Origin of the sequence: Oryzifoliimicrobium ureilyticum, from assembly GCF_037199735.1 — a bacterium.
GTDB lineage: Bacteria > Pseudomonadota > Alphaproteobacteria > Rhizobiales > Rhizobiaceae > Rhizobium > Rhizobium ureilyticus.
On sequence record NZ_JBBBVQ010000008.1, the window covers coordinates 1 to 15,877 of the forward strand.

14 protein-coding genes are annotated in these 15,877 nt (G+C 57.7%); 5 read left to right on the forward strand and 9 right to left on the reverse strand.

Annotated features, from left to right (window positions below; all coding sequences use genetic code 11):
- The 6 genes from VQ830_RS12265 to VQ830_RS12290 form a co-directional block, all read right to left on the reverse strand.
- The coding region (locus tag VQ830_RS12265) for a peptidase T (RefSeq protein WP_337268401.1) at positions 1-1,103 on the reverse strand (1,103 nt) is incomplete at its 3' end.
- Between the two features lie 9 nt (positions 1,104-1,112).
- Positions 1,113-2,360, reverse strand: coding sequence for a CapA family protein (locus VQ830_RS12270; protein WP_337268402.1), 1,248 nt, complete (start codon positions 2,358-2,360; stop codon positions 1,113-1,115).
- 79 nt (positions 2,361-2,439) lie between these two features.
- Positions 2,440-4,110 carry a dipeptide ABC transporter ATP-binding protein gene (locus tag VQ830_RS12275; protein ID WP_337268403.1) on the reverse strand — a complete coding sequence of 557 codons (1,671 nt, stop codon included), beginning with the start codon at positions 4,108-4,110 and terminating at the stop codon, positions 2,440-2,442.
- Complete coding sequence (locus VQ830_RS12280) at positions 4,107-4,982, reverse strand: ABC transporter permease (protein WP_337268404.1); 876 nt, start codon at positions 4,980-4,982, stop codon at positions 4,107-4,109. Before VQ830_RS12280 ends, VQ830_RS12275 begins: the two co-directional genes overlap by 4 nt.
- A gap of 10 nt (positions 4,983-4,992) precedes the next feature.
- Positions 4,993-5,970: an ABC transporter permease gene (locus VQ830_RS12285; protein ID WP_337268405.1), complete on the reverse strand. Its 978-nt coding sequence runs from the start codon at positions 5,968-5,970 to the stop codon at positions 4,993-4,995.
- Positions 5,971-5,976: 6 nt separating this feature from the next.
- Positions 5,977-7,572 (reverse strand): ABC transporter substrate-binding protein, encoded by a 1,596-nt coding sequence (locus VQ830_RS12290; protein WP_337268602.1) that lies wholly within the window; start codon positions 7,570-7,572, stop codon positions 5,977-5,979.
- A 501-nt stretch (positions 7,573-8,073) separates the two neighbouring features.
- On the opposite strand from VQ830_RS12290, the gene VQ830_RS12295 reads away from it, so the two are divergent.
- The 5 genes from VQ830_RS12295 (at position 8,074) to VQ830_RS12315 (ending at position 12,132) form a co-directional block, all read left to right on the forward strand.
- A complete protein-coding gene (locus VQ830_RS12295; RefSeq protein WP_337268406.1) occupies positions 8,074-8,322 on the forward strand; it encodes a helix-turn-helix transcriptional regulator in 249 nt (82 codons plus the stop codon).
- 80 nt (positions 8,323-8,402) lie between these two features.
- Positions 8,403-8,768 carry a nuclear transport factor 2 family protein gene (locus VQ830_RS12300; protein ID WP_337268407.1) on the forward strand — a complete coding sequence of 122 codons (366 nt, stop codon included), beginning with the start codon at positions 8,403-8,405 and terminating at the stop codon, positions 8,766-8,768.
- A 349-nt stretch (positions 8,769-9,117) separates the two neighbouring features.
- Positions 9,118-9,852, forward strand: a complete 735-nt coding sequence (locus tag VQ830_RS12305) for a dienelactone hydrolase family protein (RefSeq protein ID WP_337268408.1) — start codon at positions 9,118-9,120, stop codon at positions 9,850-9,852.
- A gap of 290 nt (positions 9,853-10,142) precedes the next feature.
- Positions 10,143-11,255 (forward strand): metallophosphoesterase, encoded by a 1,113-nt coding sequence (locus VQ830_RS12310; RefSeq protein ID WP_337268409.1) that lies wholly within the window; start codon positions 10,143-10,145, stop codon positions 11,253-11,255.
- 265 nt (positions 11,256-11,520) lie between these two features.
- Positions 11,521-12,132, forward strand: a complete 612-nt coding sequence (locus tag VQ830_RS12315) for a hypothetical protein (protein ID WP_438617793.1) — start codon at positions 11,521-11,523, stop codon at positions 12,130-12,132.
- 79 nt (positions 12,133-12,211) lie between these two features.
- Here VQ830_RS12315 and VQ830_RS12320 read toward each other — a convergent pair whose 3' ends face one another.
- From VQ830_RS12320 to VQ830_RS12330, 3 genes are all read right to left on the reverse strand, one after another.
- Positions 12,212-12,712: a DUF1993 domain-containing protein gene (locus tag VQ830_RS12320; RefSeq protein ID WP_337268410.1), complete on the reverse strand. Its 501-nt coding sequence runs from the start codon at positions 12,710-12,712 to the stop codon at positions 12,212-12,214.
- A 441-nt stretch (positions 12,713-13,153) separates the two neighbouring features.
- Positions 13,154-13,543, reverse strand: coding sequence for a RidA family protein (locus VQ830_RS12325; RefSeq protein ID WP_337268411.1), 390 nt, complete (start codon positions 13,541-13,543; stop codon positions 13,154-13,156).
- A gap of 4 nt (positions 13,544-13,547) precedes the next feature.
- Positions 13,548-15,860 carry an acetamidase/formamidase family protein gene (locus VQ830_RS12330; protein ID WP_438617864.1) on the reverse strand — a complete coding sequence of 771 codons (2,313 nt, stop codon included), beginning with the start codon at positions 15,858-15,860 and terminating at the stop codon, positions 13,548-13,550.
- Positions 15,861-15,877: the final 17 nt, after the last annotated feature.

Here is a 15,877-nt window from a genome sequence, read left to right on the forward strand (position 1 = left end):
GCCCCGTCGGTTCCTCCGCGCATTGGCGTGAGCTTTTTCTCGATCCCGAGCCTGTCCAGAGCGTTGAACAATAGCTCGGCCGAGCGGTTGTCGCTTCGAAGATAGTCTCCAATGTTACGATAGCTATCGGCCACGCTGCACGTCACCGATCCTGAAGGGTATTGCGAGGCGATCCTCATTGCGACATCTTCGATGCGCTGCTTGCGTTGCTCGAACGCGGCCTGATCGAAATCGCGGATCAGGACCTTAAGCCGCGCCTCGCTATCGTTGGCGACCAGATCCTTGAACCAGAAGTACCCCTCTCGTTTCTCCGTGCATTCGGGTGTTTCGCTGCGGTCGAAATGGGAAATGAAGTCGAGTGCCATCAGCAGCGGATTGACCAGCACGCCCTTGGCCGACATGGGATGGGCGCTGACGCCGGTAAAGACGATCTCGCCGGATGCTGCGTTGAAATTCTCCACGACGACTTCGCCGAGCTCGCAACAATCGATGGTATAGGCAAAGTCGCATGGGAAACGGCTCAGATCGAGAGCCTTGGCGCCGCGCAGTCCGATCTCCTCGTCCGGAACGAAGGCGACAAAGACATCGCCATGGGCGCCGGATGAACCAAGCCGTCCCATCAGCGTCATGATGACCGCGATCGCCGCCTTGTTATCGGCGCCAAGCACGCTCGTGCCGTCACTGACAATAATGTCCTCGTCTTGCCAACGAAGAATTTCCGGATGATCGGCGACCCGGAGCCAGATATCGTCTTCGGGGTTGAGGCACAGATCCTGCCCCTGAAAGCGTTTGAGCTGCGGTCGCACGACCGGCGACAGGCCGACATCGACCGTATCGAGGTGAGCGATGAAGCCGATGCGTGGCACGCCGCGCCTAGCGCCGCGCTTCACGCCGGTCACGATGGCGTTGTCGTCGACGACGACCTCATCGACGCCAAGGTCGCGCAGTTCCTGCGCCAGGAGCCTCGCGAGCTCGAGCTGACCTCGCGATGAGGGCAGATGTGGCGAAGCCGCATTGCTCTGGCTCTCTATGGCCGCGTAGCGGAAAAACCGGGCGACAAGCTCATCGCGCGGGGCTGTTGCTTGTTGTTCAATCGAATCCATTCCGTTGCCTCACTCCGACGCCTGGACGCGAAGAATACCGACGTCGTGGTCGATCTCGATGTGCGCGCCGAGGTCGGCTGACTGCTCCTTGAAACGCTGGAGGATTCTTGTTGCATGGCTTTCGCTCGCAAGGTGGGGAACCATCCGGCTTTCGAGCAATCGGTCCTTCAATCCGTCCTCACCGCCGATCACGACAGGATAAAATCTGACGTCCTTCAGATCATTGTCTTGCCCGTAAGAACATAGGCCGACAACACTTTCCCAGACTTCCGGCGCCTGCCATGTCGATGTCTCCGAGCTGACGTGAAAGATGAAGTTGCCGAGGCTGTAAAAGATCGGGCGACGACGATAGATCTCCACGGGCTGTAGCACCGGTGCGCCGTGACTGACGAACATTGCGGCCCCCGCATCGATACAGCACTTGGCAACGCTGCCGACCCATTCCGGCACCTGGTACCAGTCGGATGCCCAGTGGTGATGATGCAGATAGGCGATGACAAGGCAGCCATCGGCGGCAGCAGAGGCGATCGCTGCGAGGTTCCGCGCAAAATCGGCTTCATCGACCTTGACGCTTCTTCCGAAGCTGCCGGATCGTTTGAAGATTGCGCGCGCAATCCCGATCTCCTCGTGCGGATCGACAAGCGGCGGATCGTCGGGCTGGCTGTCATTGGTAAGGTCGATTGCGGTGTAACCGACACTTTCCCTGATGGAACGGAGCTGGCCGAATGCCGTGTCGTCGACTTCGATGACCTGCGAGAGCCGCAGCCGGTTGACGCCGGGCCGCGGGGGCCGGCCTGTCCCGGCATTCGCGGCATACATGAAATCAGGCCCCGGACCGCCGTCCATTGCCACGATCGCGATCCGTCGCCCGGCAATGGTCCCGGTGCCCGCCCGCGACGCCTCCGATTGATCCCGGCCGAGACCGGCATGGAGAAAGCCGCGCTTGTCAACCTCGGTGAGGGTCGATAAGACGCCGGACGGCCCAAGATCGAAGGCATGGTTGTTCGACAGCGACAGTGCCCCAAATCCAGTCGCGCGGAGCGCATCCAGAACGACGGGCTCGCTGCACCCAAAGAAGGATCCCTTGAGCGGCCATCCGCCATGGCTTCCAAGAATGGTGCCCTCAAAGTTGGTAAAGGAGAGATCCGCATTCTGCAGGATGGCTTGCACATCCTGGAAGGCGGGCGCGGAAATGGCGCGGATGTCGTATTTGATCAGGGATTGGCCGGTAACGGCCAATGTGAATCTGTCATTCATTCGTCACCTCTTGTGGCGGCCAAGCGCCACCATCATCTGGAAAGGGGGAGTTCAAAACCGGCCGCGACGGCTGACCGGCTCAACAGGTGAACCGGCTGGGCCGTGCGTCGATGAGGGCGCGCGTGTAGGGGTTTTGGGATTGCGAGAAAACGAAATCCGAAGGCCCGAAGTCCTCGATCCTGCCGTCCCTGAAGATGTAGACCGCGCTGCAGAGCTGTTGCACGACGGCAAGATCGTGGGAGATGAAGATCATCGTCATTCCGCGCGCCTCGATGCTCTCCTTCAAAAGCCTGATGATGTCCGCCTGTACGGAGACGTCGAGCGCCGAGGTTGGCTCATCGGCAACGATGATATCGGGCCTTGCCAACAGTGCCCGGGCGATGCAGACACGCTGCTTCTGGCCGCCCGACAGCTGATGCGGATAGCGGTTGAGCAGGGTTCGAGGCAGCCCAAGCCGGTCCATCATCGCTGCCGCCTCCCCCGCTTCGTCGTCGGATTGTAAGCCTGCGCCAAACCGGATGCTTTCACGCAAGGTCTCTCCTATGGTCATCCTCGGATTGAGCGAGACCGCCGGATCCTGGAAGATCATCTGCACGCGCCCGAGAAGACCGGTGCGATGGCCGCTTCTCGCAACATCGAACTCGGTTGCCCCGATCGTCACTCTACCGGCTGAGGCCGTCTCCAATCCGGCGATGATCCGGCCAATCGTTGTCTTTCCGCTTCCGCTTTCACCGACAATGCCGACGATGGAACCACGCGTCAGCTCGATGCTGACATCCCGCAGCGCGAACTTCGCGTTGGTCCGGCCAAAGCTCCACAGGACATCCTGGCGCGAAAAGCTCTTCGAGACACCGGCGGCGGCAAGCAGGATCGTGCGATCCGGCTTGTCCGGTGTCGCGATGCTCCGGTCTTTCTTCGTGTCTTCCGCAGTTGCGGTTGTCGAGGTCCGCAGCCGTGGAACAGCCGCAAGAAGGCTGCGCGTGTACTCGTTCTTTGGCCGATCGAGAACGATCGCGGTGCGGTCCTGCTCCACCACGTGCCCCTTTCTCATGACGAGAACCCGGTCGGTGATTTGAGAAACCACGCCCATATCGTGGGTGACGAGGAGAATGGAGACGCCCGTCTCATCGACCAGGGATCGAAGCAGTGTGAGAATTTGCTTCTGGACCGTGGCGTCGAGTGCCGAGGTCGGCTCGTCTGCGATGATGATATCGGGGGATCCGGCAAGGGCGATAGCAATGACCACCCGCTGTCTTTGTCCTCCGGAGAATTGGTGCGGATAATGGCCGTATCGACGCTGCGGATCAGGAATGCCGACGCGCGTGAGGAGTTCGACGGCGCGGGCGCGCGCCTTGCGTCTTGAGACAGAGCTGCCCGCTGCAAGGATTGTTTCCTCGAGCTGAGCACCGACACTCATCAGCGGATCGAGCGAAGCGGTATGATCCTGAAAAACCGCGGATATCTTCCGCCCCCGGATGGCGCCCTTCCCGTCTTCCTTCGTACCGATCAGCCTGCCGCCCAATTCGATCGTCCCGGCCACTTGCACAAACTCAGGGGCAAGCAAGCCAAGGACCGCATTGCCCAGTGTCGACTTTCCAGCTCCCGATTCCCCGATGACGCCGAGGATCTCGCCGCGCCCAAGCTCGAAACTGACATCGTTCAGGATGGTCACCGATCCGGTCCCGGAGCGATAACGAAGACCAAGGTTCTTCACCTGAAGCAGAGGGGTCGTTGCACGTTCGTCAGTCATATCGGGCGGCTCCTTGGATCGAGGCGGCGGCGAAGGTGCTCACCGACGAGATTGATGCTTGCGATAAGGCCAAAGAGAGCAAGGCCGGGGAAAAGGCTGATCCAGTATTGGCCGGTCAGAAGGTACTGGAACCCGTTCGCGACCGTGGAGCCGAGCGATGGCTTATCGATCGGAACACCGAGGCCAAGAAAGGACAGGGTTGCTTCCAGCGCGATGGCGTGGCCGATCTCGATCGGGATCAAGGTGACGGCCGGCGCGATGCTGTTTGGAAGAAGGTGGCGCAAGATGATCCGCGATGTCGGCAGTCTCATCAGGAGCGCAGCATCCATGTAGGACTTGTTCGTCTCGCTCAGCGCCACGCTGCGCGCCAATCTGGCGTAACCAGCCCATTGGGCGATGATCAGCGCGAGGATGATCCGATCTATTCCTGGCCCCAGCGTGACGATCGCGATGAGGGCAATGAGAATGGTCGGGAGGCTAAGTTGCAGGTCGACAAGCCGCATGATCACGATGTCCACCCATCTTCCGAAATAGGCGGCGCTGACGCCGGCCGTCAATCCGATCAGGGCGGCGATGGCCGCGCTCGTGACTGAGACCATCAGGCTGATGCGCAAACCATAAAGGATACAGCTGACGATATCTCTGCCGAGCCCATCCGTTCCAAGCAGGTAGAGATAGCCGCCGCTGCCCCGCGTGCCCGGAGGAGACGATGCCTCCCAGCCGTAAATTTGTAAGGGGTCATAGGGATTTTGCGGCGCAACCACCGGTGCGATGAGAGCCATGAGGACGAAGGTCGCCAGTATGATCCCGGACAGGGTCAGCGCCGGCAATGGCGGGCGCCTGTTCAAGGCCCGCAGAATAAGAGCTTTCATGACGGTTCCTTTATGACGGCAGGCGCACGCGCGGGTCGAGCACGGCATGGAAGAGGTCGACAAAGGCGTTCAGAGCCACGAAGACGACCGAGATGAAGGTCAGTGTCGCCATCACCACCGGACGGTCGAGAAGCTGGATGGAGTCGATCAGGAGCTTGCCGACACCGGGCCACGAGAAGATCGATTCCACGACCACCGCAAAGGCAAGCATGCCGCCGAATTGCAGGCCGATGATCGTCACGATCGGCATGCTGATGTTCGGCAGCGTATGACGAAGCAGGATCCTGCGCGGGGAGAGCCCTTTCGCGCGGCAGAACCGGGTGAAGTCGAGGCTCTCGACCTCGATCGTACCTGCTCTGGCGAGCCGCGCGATCAGAGCGATATTGGGTATGGCGAGCGCAAGGACCGGAAGGGCCATATGCCACAGACCGTCCAGGGTCAGGACGCTCCATTCCTGCCCCATGACCCTTGCCGTTGCCCCCCTGCCCCCGGATGGAAACCAACCCGTGAGGATGGCGCCGATGAGGATCAGCATCATGCTCAACCAGAATGAGGGAAGGCTGAGCGCAAAGACACTCGATTTGAGGATGGTGCGATCGAGGCGCGTGCCCTTTCTGCGGCCGGCGAGGAGCCCCACGCCTGTCCCGGCGGGAGCCGCGATGAGCATCGCCATGCAGGCGAGTTCAAGCGTTGCGGGAAGCTTGCTCATGACCAGCTGGAGGGCCGGCAGATGATAGATGTAGGACGTTCCGAAGTTTCCGTGGACGACGCTGCCAACGAAGAGCAGATACTGGCGCCAGATCGGCTGATCCAATCCCAGCGCCACCGTTGCGCGCTGGATATCCTCCGGCGTGGCGGTTTCGATGTTGACGATGTTGAAGACGGGATTGCCGATGCTGTGAATGCCGATAAAGCCGATCAACGACATGGCGATGAGGAGAAGGAGAGCCTGGCCCAGTCTTCCCAATGCAGCTGAGATCAATGCCATGATCGCTTACTCCGTCACGGGAAGGGCCTGCATCGCCGTCGTCCAGCCGCGTGGATGCATCACGTATGAGCCGACGCGCGAGCCGAAGCCGACGATATGATGGAGATGATAGAGAGGGATGATCGGCTGGTCGGCCATCACGACCTCCGTCGCGTCGGCAAGGGCCTTGTTCCGCTCCGGTCCGTCCGCGATGCTTTCTGCCTTGGCAAGCATCCCGTCGAAAGCCTGGTTCCGGTAGTGCCCGAAGTTCAAGGCGCCGGTTCCCCGTTCGGCATTCGACGAGGCGAGGAGCGCGTGGAGGATGATGTCGACCGCCTCGCCCGACGCCCCGCCGTACCAGACCGCAAAGTCGCCGCTGGCGCGCTTGGTGTTGAAGACGGAGAACGGAAAGGCAGCAGGTTGGACGGCGACACCGATGCGCGCCCAGCTTTGTGCGATCGCCTGAAGGCTTTCCCCGTCACCGGGATAACGACCTGCAGGGCCGGCGAGAACGACCTTGAAACCGTTTGGAAAGCCGGCTGTTGCCAGGAGCTCTTTCGCTTCCTTATAGCTCGGAGCCTCAGGCCTCAGATTTGCCGATGTTCCCGGCAGGCCAGCCGGAAAGATCTGCGCCGCAGCGGTTCCGTAACCGGCGAGTATCTTGTCGGCGAGAATTGCGCGATCTGTTGCCATCGCAAGCGCACGCCGCACCGCAGGATTTTTAAAGGGATTGGGGATCTGCTTGCCAGACTTGTCCGTCACACCTGGAAGCGTGTCGCGCTCGACGTCGAATTGCAGGAAATTGATCCGCGCGGCACTGATATTCTCGATCTTCACCCCTCGCTGCTTCAGGGAAGCAACGTCGCGGGCCGGGATGGTGTCTGCAAGATCGACATCTCCGGCCGCCAGCGCAGCCACGCGCGCCGCCGGGTTCTCGATGATCCGGAAGGTCACGGTCGACCAGGCGGGTTTGCGGCCCCAGTAATCCTCGTTCCTCGTGAGCTTCAGCATCTCGCCGGAACGCCAGTTCTCGAACCTGTAAGGACCTGTGCCATCCGGAGGATTGCCGGCATTGAGGTCCTCCGTGGTCTGGAACCCCTCCCCTTCTGGCCGATGCATCACGAAGATCGAGGAGAGTGCCAGCGGCAGGTTGGGCACGTTGCCATCCGTATCGATGACGAGGGTGAGAGGATCGGGCGCCGAGGCCGCCTTGATGCCGGTCAGGTAAGAGCGAAAGCCGCCATTGGGCGTGTTCAGGAAATCTCGAATGCGCTCGATCGTGTAGACCACATCGTCCGCCGTGAAGGCAGCGCCGTCATGGAAACGCACGTTCTCCCGCAGCTTGAATTCCCATTGCGTATCCGAGGTTGCCCGCCAGGAGACGGCAAGACCGGGCTTCAGATCGAGACGCTCGTCCTGGTAGACGAGCCGCTCATAGATGTGCGACAGAAGCGACGTATTCTCATTGAGGTTCGCATAATGCGGATCGAGCGTCATCAGCTTGTACGAGGTCGCGATCCGCAGCTCCTGAGCCCGCACCGGCCCGGCCAATACGGTCCACATCGCGAGCAGGATCAGAGATGCGGATAGAGTGAGCCGATGCAATGAGTTCCTGAGGTTCATCATGACGTTCCCTTTTTTGCTTTTTGGCGCAGACGAAGCCGTCGCGGCGGAAGCGATCCCACCACGCATGTCTGTCGAGTTGAGTTCCTAAAGGACCGGCCGTGTCTCTCTAGCTTTCCCGATGCCCAGCCCGGATGCGGCAGTCGCAACGATTAGTGAAAGCGGACGTATTCCCGCCTCGGCCGAGCGGGGCGGACGTGCCCTGAGCCGAACACCATTGATGCCGAATAACGAGAGCTAGATCGTCATTCTGGATGTCCACCGGCCTATCGAGCCGGGCTGCACGCTCAGGATTTGTGGGAAAAGACGCCGCCACGAAGGAATGAAGGTCTCCCCGCGTGACCCTGGACAAAGTTCTGCTATTGTCGGAATCAGCCATGATCCGAGCTCCTTACAGCTTGGTTTTGGTCAGGCTGAAGTCGGTGGCGGAAACACCGATTTCAGCCGCTATGGGTGTTTTCATATCACTTAGTTGTAAAGTCTTCAATGAGAAATTGAAAAATGAATGGAATAACCGGAGCGCAAATTAGAGCAGCTAGAGCGCTGCTCCGATGGTCCGCAGAAGATCTCGCGAAGGCAGCAAGTGTTGGCGTCACGACAATACGTCGAGCAGAAGCAGAAGACAGACAACCCTCCATCACCGCAGCGAACTTGAAGTTGATCAGGATAACGTTCGAGGGTGCAGGAATCGAATTCATCCCGGAAGATGGCGGCGGTGTTGGCGTCCGTTTCAAGAAGCCGGTGTCGTAGAAAGTCAGGATACACCGACCCGAACGCCGCTTTGGCCCATTAACCGCGGGAGTGATTGTATTACCTGTCTAGGAAAGAGAATGATTCCGCCGCGGAGCGTTGAACAAGAGTTATATGAACGTCACGCGGTGGCCCGCGCTGCATTCCTGAACCGGGACATAGCCGCATACGGCGCGCTGTTCTCGCCCAATCTCGCTTATCGGCAGATCGACGGCTCCGTGATAGGCCGTCGCAAGCTCCTGGACGATGTCGAGGTGCAGTTTCGCCGACGCCATAAGCCGACATGGCGTTTCAGTCGCGAGGATCTCAAAGTAGAGGGCGACGAGATCATCGAAACCCTCGTGCAACTGGGGACGATCGAGGCAAGCGCATTTGTTTTATTCATAGGAGCTGGAGGCTCAACCGACGAGCGGCTGATGTGTGGACAACACCAACAGGAGGCTTGATGATCAATCGCGTCCAAGTCTTCTCCGAGGAGTTCAGACACTCCGGTTGGCGGTTTGGATTTGCGCGCAGATAGATCGGATAGAAGAAGATAGGGCTATGATAAGAGGCCAATCCCTTGATGGCTCCCCAACCAAAGATTGAGTAACTCGCAGGTCGCGGTTTCAGCATGAACTTAAAGGCACTATATTGAGTGATGTCTTGCGGATAATACGAAAGGCAACTCCACGCATCCCGAGATACCTTGGAGGTTCATGATAACGAACACGCTTCGCCGTTAGTGACGGCCTCCTATTCCGGTGATACTCCTGTGCGCACAACAGAACGGCGTTAGCGCATGGGAGACTTGCTATGAAGAAGCTTATTCACATCTCAACAAGGGACGGCACAGCTCCGGCAGGATTGTTCACCCCCGATAGCGGAAAGCCTGCAAAATCTGCCATCCTCTTCTTCATGGATGCAATGGGTCCACGTCCGTCAATGGATGAGATGGCTCAGCGCCTCGCTGATAGCGGCTATCTCGTACTGCTGCCGGACCTTTTCTATCGCTTCGGTGAATATGGCCCGTTCAGCGGCGCGTCGTTCGCCGACGAGACATCTCGCAACCAGTTATTGAAGATGATTGGCGAGACAAGTGTCGAGATGACGACCAGCGATACCGAGGCCTTCATGAACGTGCTCCAGCGAAACGGCATGGAAGGTCCTTACGGCGTTGTGGGCTACTGCATGTCGGGGCGGCGTGCACTGACCGTCGCCGCCCGCTTTCCAGCAAAGTTCGCTGCTGCGGCAAGCTTTCATGGAGCAGCGCTTGCGAGCGACACGCCAGATAGCCCCCATCACCTTGCGGCTGAGATCAAGGCACGCGTCTATGTCGGCACCGCGTCAGATGACGGTAGCTTTCCCTCTGAACAATCGACGCGGTTCGCCGACGCCTTCCGAAGGGCTGGCGCGGATTTCGCATTGGAAAGCTATGTCGGCATGCAGCATGGCTGGACCGTTCCCGACCGCGACGGCGTTTATGACGAAGCAGGCGCTGAACGACACTGGCGGCGCCTTCTTCAGCTTTTTGAAGAAACACTTGGATGAAGGTGACTTGGCCAAGAAGATCTCGAAGGGCAATACCGTTGTTCCAGGCTTCTTTGCTCCACCAAAAAGAAATGTGTTCCAAGGCATGGCATGAGGGAAACCTGATCGCCATATCCCCTCATCGTCATGCCTTTGTCCTGCAACAGCGCCAGGGTTCGGATTCAGCGCAATAAAATGGCGCCGTGAAAACACCCCTCAAAAATTTCTCCAACCGAGGACAAGGCAATCGCAGCCCTGGCCGACTAAACGACAGCTTCGAAATCGCACTCCTCCCCACCCTTGAGTATTTCATGTTCCATCTGTTCCCTCTTCTTCCCTGGCTCGTCGTCGTTCTCAGATTTTTGATGCCTCTCCAATGGCTGCCGGTGGCAAAGGTCGTGATCGCATTGGTCCTCCTGATCTCCTCCCAGCAGCTCTTGATCAACAGGCTCTCCTCTGGATCGGTTTTTTCGCCAGAATATCCGCGACCGTTGATTATCCTCCTGAACCTGCTCTTCGGCTTTACGGTGCTGGTTGCGGTCTTCCAAATTGCGGCTGATCTCCTGATCCTGGTGATGCGATTGGTGAGCCATGACCCAGTCATCTCGCCAATTTTGCTCCGTTACAGCGTTGGCACACTTGCATTTGCGCTTGCCGTCTACGGCGTGGGACAAGCGATCAGGGTCCCGCCGCTCAAGGAAATCGAGGTCAAGATTGCCGATCTCCCCAAAGGGTTTGAAGGCTATCGGATCCTACAATTGACGGATCTTCACATCAGCCGTCTGTTCCCTGCAAGATGGGCTGAAGCGGTCGTGAGGCAATCGAACGATCTGAAGACGGATTTGACGGTGATTACCGGAGATTTCATCGACGGCGGTACCGAAGCCCGTCGAGCGGATATTGCCCCTTTGGCTGGGTTGCGTGCAACGGACGGCGTCTACGCGATCCCTGGCAATCATGAGTACATCTTCGATTATGACGCATGGATGAAGCATGACGCGGGGCTTGGTATCCGTATGTTGCTGAATGAGCATGTCACCATTGAGCGCGAGGGAGACACGCTTGTTCTGGCCGGCCTCACGGATTTGGCAGCCAGGAACACCACGTTTCCTCGCCCTGATCTAGCGCGCGCACTCCAGGGCGCTCCCGAAGCGCCGGTCATCTTGCTTGAGCACCAGCCGGGAATGGCGAAACGATCGGCCAAGTCGGGCGTTGCTCTCCAGCTCTCTGGTCATACCCACGGTGGTATGGTGATCGGGCTTGACCGACTTGTGGCGCGCGCCAATGATGGCTTTGTATCCGGCATGTACCAAGTCGGAAACATGAAGCTCTACGTCAACAATGGCACCGCTCTCTGGCCAGGCTTTGCAATCCGTCTCGGACGACCCTCTGAGCTAACTGTCTTTACCCTTCGAGGGGAGTGACGCCATGTGGCAGCTCAGATCTTGAGAAGACTCAAGCCACGTTCACCAACAGCGCGGGGCCTCCGCGGCGAAACAGGGGGATAGCGAAAGCCCTCCACCACAACTATAGCAACGACTGTCTGCAACAGTGGAGTAACGGACACTTGACCGTGTGGTAGTAGATCGGTGCAGGTTCAGACCTTGTTTTCGTGAGGCTCTCCAATAAGTTCGAAGATGGTTGTCAGCTCGAATTACACCCAACTTTTAGCAATTATCGGAGAAACTATTGGCCCAATCTTATTGGAAAAATCTAGGTCTGGCCCTTGTGCTTGCAGTCACCGCGTTTGGATCTGCAGAGGCGGCGGAAAAAATACGCGTTCGTGGGGTCGTTGAAAACCTTGATGGTGATACGCTGAACGTCAAGTCGCGCGATGGTAAGGATGTCATGATCATGTTGAAGCCTGGCTGGGCTGTCAGCGGCATTGTTTCCGCCAAAATGAGTGACATCAAAGTCGGGGACTTCGTGGGGATTGCTTCCCAGCCCACAGAGAGCGGCGTCAATGGAGCACTAGAGGTGCTGATCTTTCCGGCAGCAATGAAAGGAACCGGCGAGGGTGATCGTGAATGGGACCTTAAGCCCAAAAGCTCTATGACCAATGCAACGGTCGCAAATTCTGTCACGTCCGTAAACGGCCCTACCCTGACTCTCAAATACAACGGCGGTGAGCGGAAGATCTCTGTACCGGAAGGAACGCCTATCGTGACTTTTGCCCCTGCTACAAAGGCCGATATTAAGCCAGGTGCAGGCGTGATTATCAACGGGACGGCGACCGGTGACAATATGGTCGAGTCCGATCGTGTCGTGGTCGGCCTGAATGGTGTGATACCGCCCATGTAACAGCGAGCGAGAGCTCTTCTGAAGTGAGCGGCTGCCAAGAGCAGCCGCAGAATGTAACAACCGGATCACCCGCCGGACTCTATCCTAGGTAGTCTCGCTTGCCGATCGGCACACCACTATGCCGAAGGATATCGTATGCTGTCGTAACGTGGAAAAAGAAATTCGGTATCGCAAACTGTAGTGCATACTGACTGCCGGAAGATGTTATGGGCCCGGCACTCGTATTGCGGACAATTTCGGCGTCTTCGCGATTGGCGAAAGCTTCCTTGGGAACGGACTGAAGGAAGCTCACTGTTTTTTCAATTCGCTTTTGCAAGTCAGCAAAGGTGGCTTCGTCATCGCTGAAAGGCACGTTTTCAACCTGACCCAGCCGAACAGCAGCAAACTTTGCGGTATCGCTCGCGCGCTGCACCTGTCCGATAAGTGGGTACATGTCTTCGACCAGCCGCTTGTTCAACAGGGTCTCGTGCGGGATATTGGAAGCATCCGCATATTCCTCTCCCTTTTTGAGGATGTTTGACAGAACATGGAGGCCCTTGAGAAAGACAGGCGTCGTCAGTTCATAGAGGGTGATAGACATTCGTTCTCCGCAAGGTGATTGTCCTTAATGGCGAAAGGCGTTTGCCTTGCCCGATGCAGCAGCAAGCTACTTCTTCAGGTGTATCAGCGATCGCAGTAGCTCTCAACGCCAGAAAGAAACGCCCGTTTGATCAACTTTTGCAAAACTCCATCGCACAGATACACGACGCCTTCAGGAACACACGGTATTCGAACCCTGCTGAGGACAACTGTCTCGTTTTTCCTGTACGGACGGGCAAATTTTCCGAGAAAAAACCAATGATCGACAATTAGTCGACCACTTTAACAGCGCGGACGGAAACATGCCCTTCAACCTGGACCGCGCCAATTGCACGTCGAAACTGATGGCGCGTAACCTGGGCAGCTAATTTTTTAGAAAATGTGCAGCACGCCGTAGATAGTTTCTCGGTCTACCGACCGCTCTGATGTTTGAAACGACGACCTACTGAAAGGGACGCCGGGCCACCAGGTCGATCTCGATCAGAGCGTCATACGCTAGCCCCGTCACACCAACGCAGGTTCTGGCTGGCAAACGATCGGACGGGAAATACGTTCTATAGGTGGCGTTCATCAAGTCGTAGTCTTCTTTAAAGCGCGTCAGGTAGATCCTTGCCATCACCACATGCTCGAGCCCCATGCCGAGCCCACTGAGCACAGTTTTAAGGTTGGCCATCACATTGTGTGTCTGTGCTTCTATGCCGGCCGGCAAAACGCCCGGCGTTTCCGGCGTGTCTGGCATCTGTCCTGTGACGAACACCAAGCCATCGGCTTCCACTGCGTGGCTGAATGGAGCAACCGGCTTGGGGCCACCGGAGATCATGTGAAACTGCATGTCGCTATCCCTGTTCACTTTCGAATATCGCCTTACGGATGATGGCATGGACGCCCCAGTTGCCATCGACCACCTGGGTAACGCCGAAATCGACGGCAGCCGACATGACTGCGATCGCCTCGTCCTCGCTCAGTCCCTGAACAGACATCAAGAACCTGCGAACCTTACGGAAGGCATCTTTCATCGCGAGGTCGAGTGAGGATTTGGCATAGACCTCCCCCTGCCCCTTGGTGCCGAACTCGGCGAGATAGTCCGGATGGCTGAAGCCGGTCAGTACCCACTCGCACGGCGTCTCAATCATTGGATAGGTGAGATCACTGAAACGAGGATCCCGTTTATGGAGCGAGATCTTCACCCGGCCGGTCATGGAGCACTCAATTGCAGTTCCTGACACTTCGCCATCACCTTGCGCAGCATGCGGATCACCGATAGACAGCAAACCGCCATGAACAGACACCGGAAGAAAGACGCTCGCTCCTTTACCCAGCCGCCAATTGTCAAGATTTCCGCCAAAATATGCGGGCGGCACTGAATCGATGAGATCAACCTCACGAGGTGCAAGGGCGATGACGCCAAAATGCGGGCGAAGCGGGATACGGACGTCATTGCGCGCCGGCTCGTGTATATCGATAGTTTCCACCTTCACCGGAACGCCGGGATAGTCATATGTGCGGTGAATAACGCCGTAGGGATCCGTTTGCGCATCCCAAGGGTAGGAATAGAGCGCCTGCGCGAAGCCATCCTCGGGAAAAATTTCGTAGATCGTGATGTTTTCCCGCGGCTTTGGCTCGCTCAAGAATTCGTCATAATGGTAGCCCCACCAAGCCGCGACATTGCTGCCAAAGAAACGCCCATTGTAGCCCGGCGCACGGCTCGGCCGCGGTACCATGTCCTCGATATGGACCTCGATGACATCTCCCGGTTCAGCATTGTTTACATAAATGGGTCCGGTGCAGATATGCACGCCAAAACCCTCACCGGCACCGCGACCAAAAATTGAAGCATCGACCGGACCTGCGCCGCGGCGATCGACAGCCTTATGCTCGCTCGTCCAATGAAAGACCTCCTCGGCCGCATCATCGCCCGCGATCATTAGATCAGGTGCGTCGGAGGCGTGCTGGCTAAGCGTCTCGATCTCAACGGTGTCGCCAGAACTGATGTGCAGGACCGGATCGAGGGACCGACTAAAGTAACCCCAATGGATATTTGAAGCGTTGACGCCCAGCTTATGATGGTTGCTCGTAGCGGATACAGCGTTGTTTGAAGCGCGCTCGTTCCGTTTACGTGCTGGGTCGGATCTGTTCGAAAGTAAAGGCTTCTTGGTTGATAGCGCCTTGATGGGCCAACCGCGTTGGCCAGCATTTGCGTTATCGGACTGACTTTTGAAATGCCTATTGCGAAATGCACCCGGCGGCAGACCGAACCGCTCCTTGAACACCCGATTGAAATTAGCCGCATCGCCGAAGCCGCAACTGAAGGCCACATCGGCGACCGGCAACCTGATTTCGGATGAGGCAACAAGTGCCGCCCGTGCGCGCTGAAGGCGGCGTTCACGCAAATAATGGGTGAAGCTTTCGCCATTCTGCTCGAAAAGTTTCTGTAAGTAGCGTTCCGAAATCCCTTCCACTCGCGCCACCTTTGCAGACGACAGGTCCGGGTCATGGAGACGCTTTTCAATTGCTACCGTAATGCGATTGAAGAGGGCGGCGATACTCGGCGTCGAATACATTTCTGCAGACTCTGTCTCCACGATCATGGTCACGAAGAGGTCTGCGATGAACTGCTCGAACGATTGCCATTCAGCCACTGAGAACGTCTTCAGCTCCGCTGCAGCACTTTCCAGTGTTCGGATAAAAACGAAGGCCAATCCCTTCGCCAGATACCGGCGCGGATAAGCAACGGACGTCCAACCCACTCCTCGTCGCTGCAGCAAAGCGTCAGAAAGACCAAAAGCGAGGATACGGTTCTGACCGGAGAGCTTCATCTCCCATGGCCGGTCCATTTGCAGAATAACCAGAGAGCCAGCCTCGACCTGCAGTCCAAAGTTTCCGCCGATAACCTCAACATCGGCGTCAAGCGGGATCATCCCCATCAACATACGGGATCGCTGTGGGATCGCAGACAAAATCTGGGATCCGGCGGTCACCTTCGCCAGTATTACCCCGTCGCGATCGCCACGCAGGATAGCACTCGAATAGCAGGCACTCTCTCCCTCACGGCCGGCCGGAAGAAGGTGAAGTTCGGCCATGACCTCGCGCCACATGTCATCACGAGCATCGAGCGGATAAGATTCGGCTATGAACTGCCTGACATTCATCCTTTCATCCGTGGTGC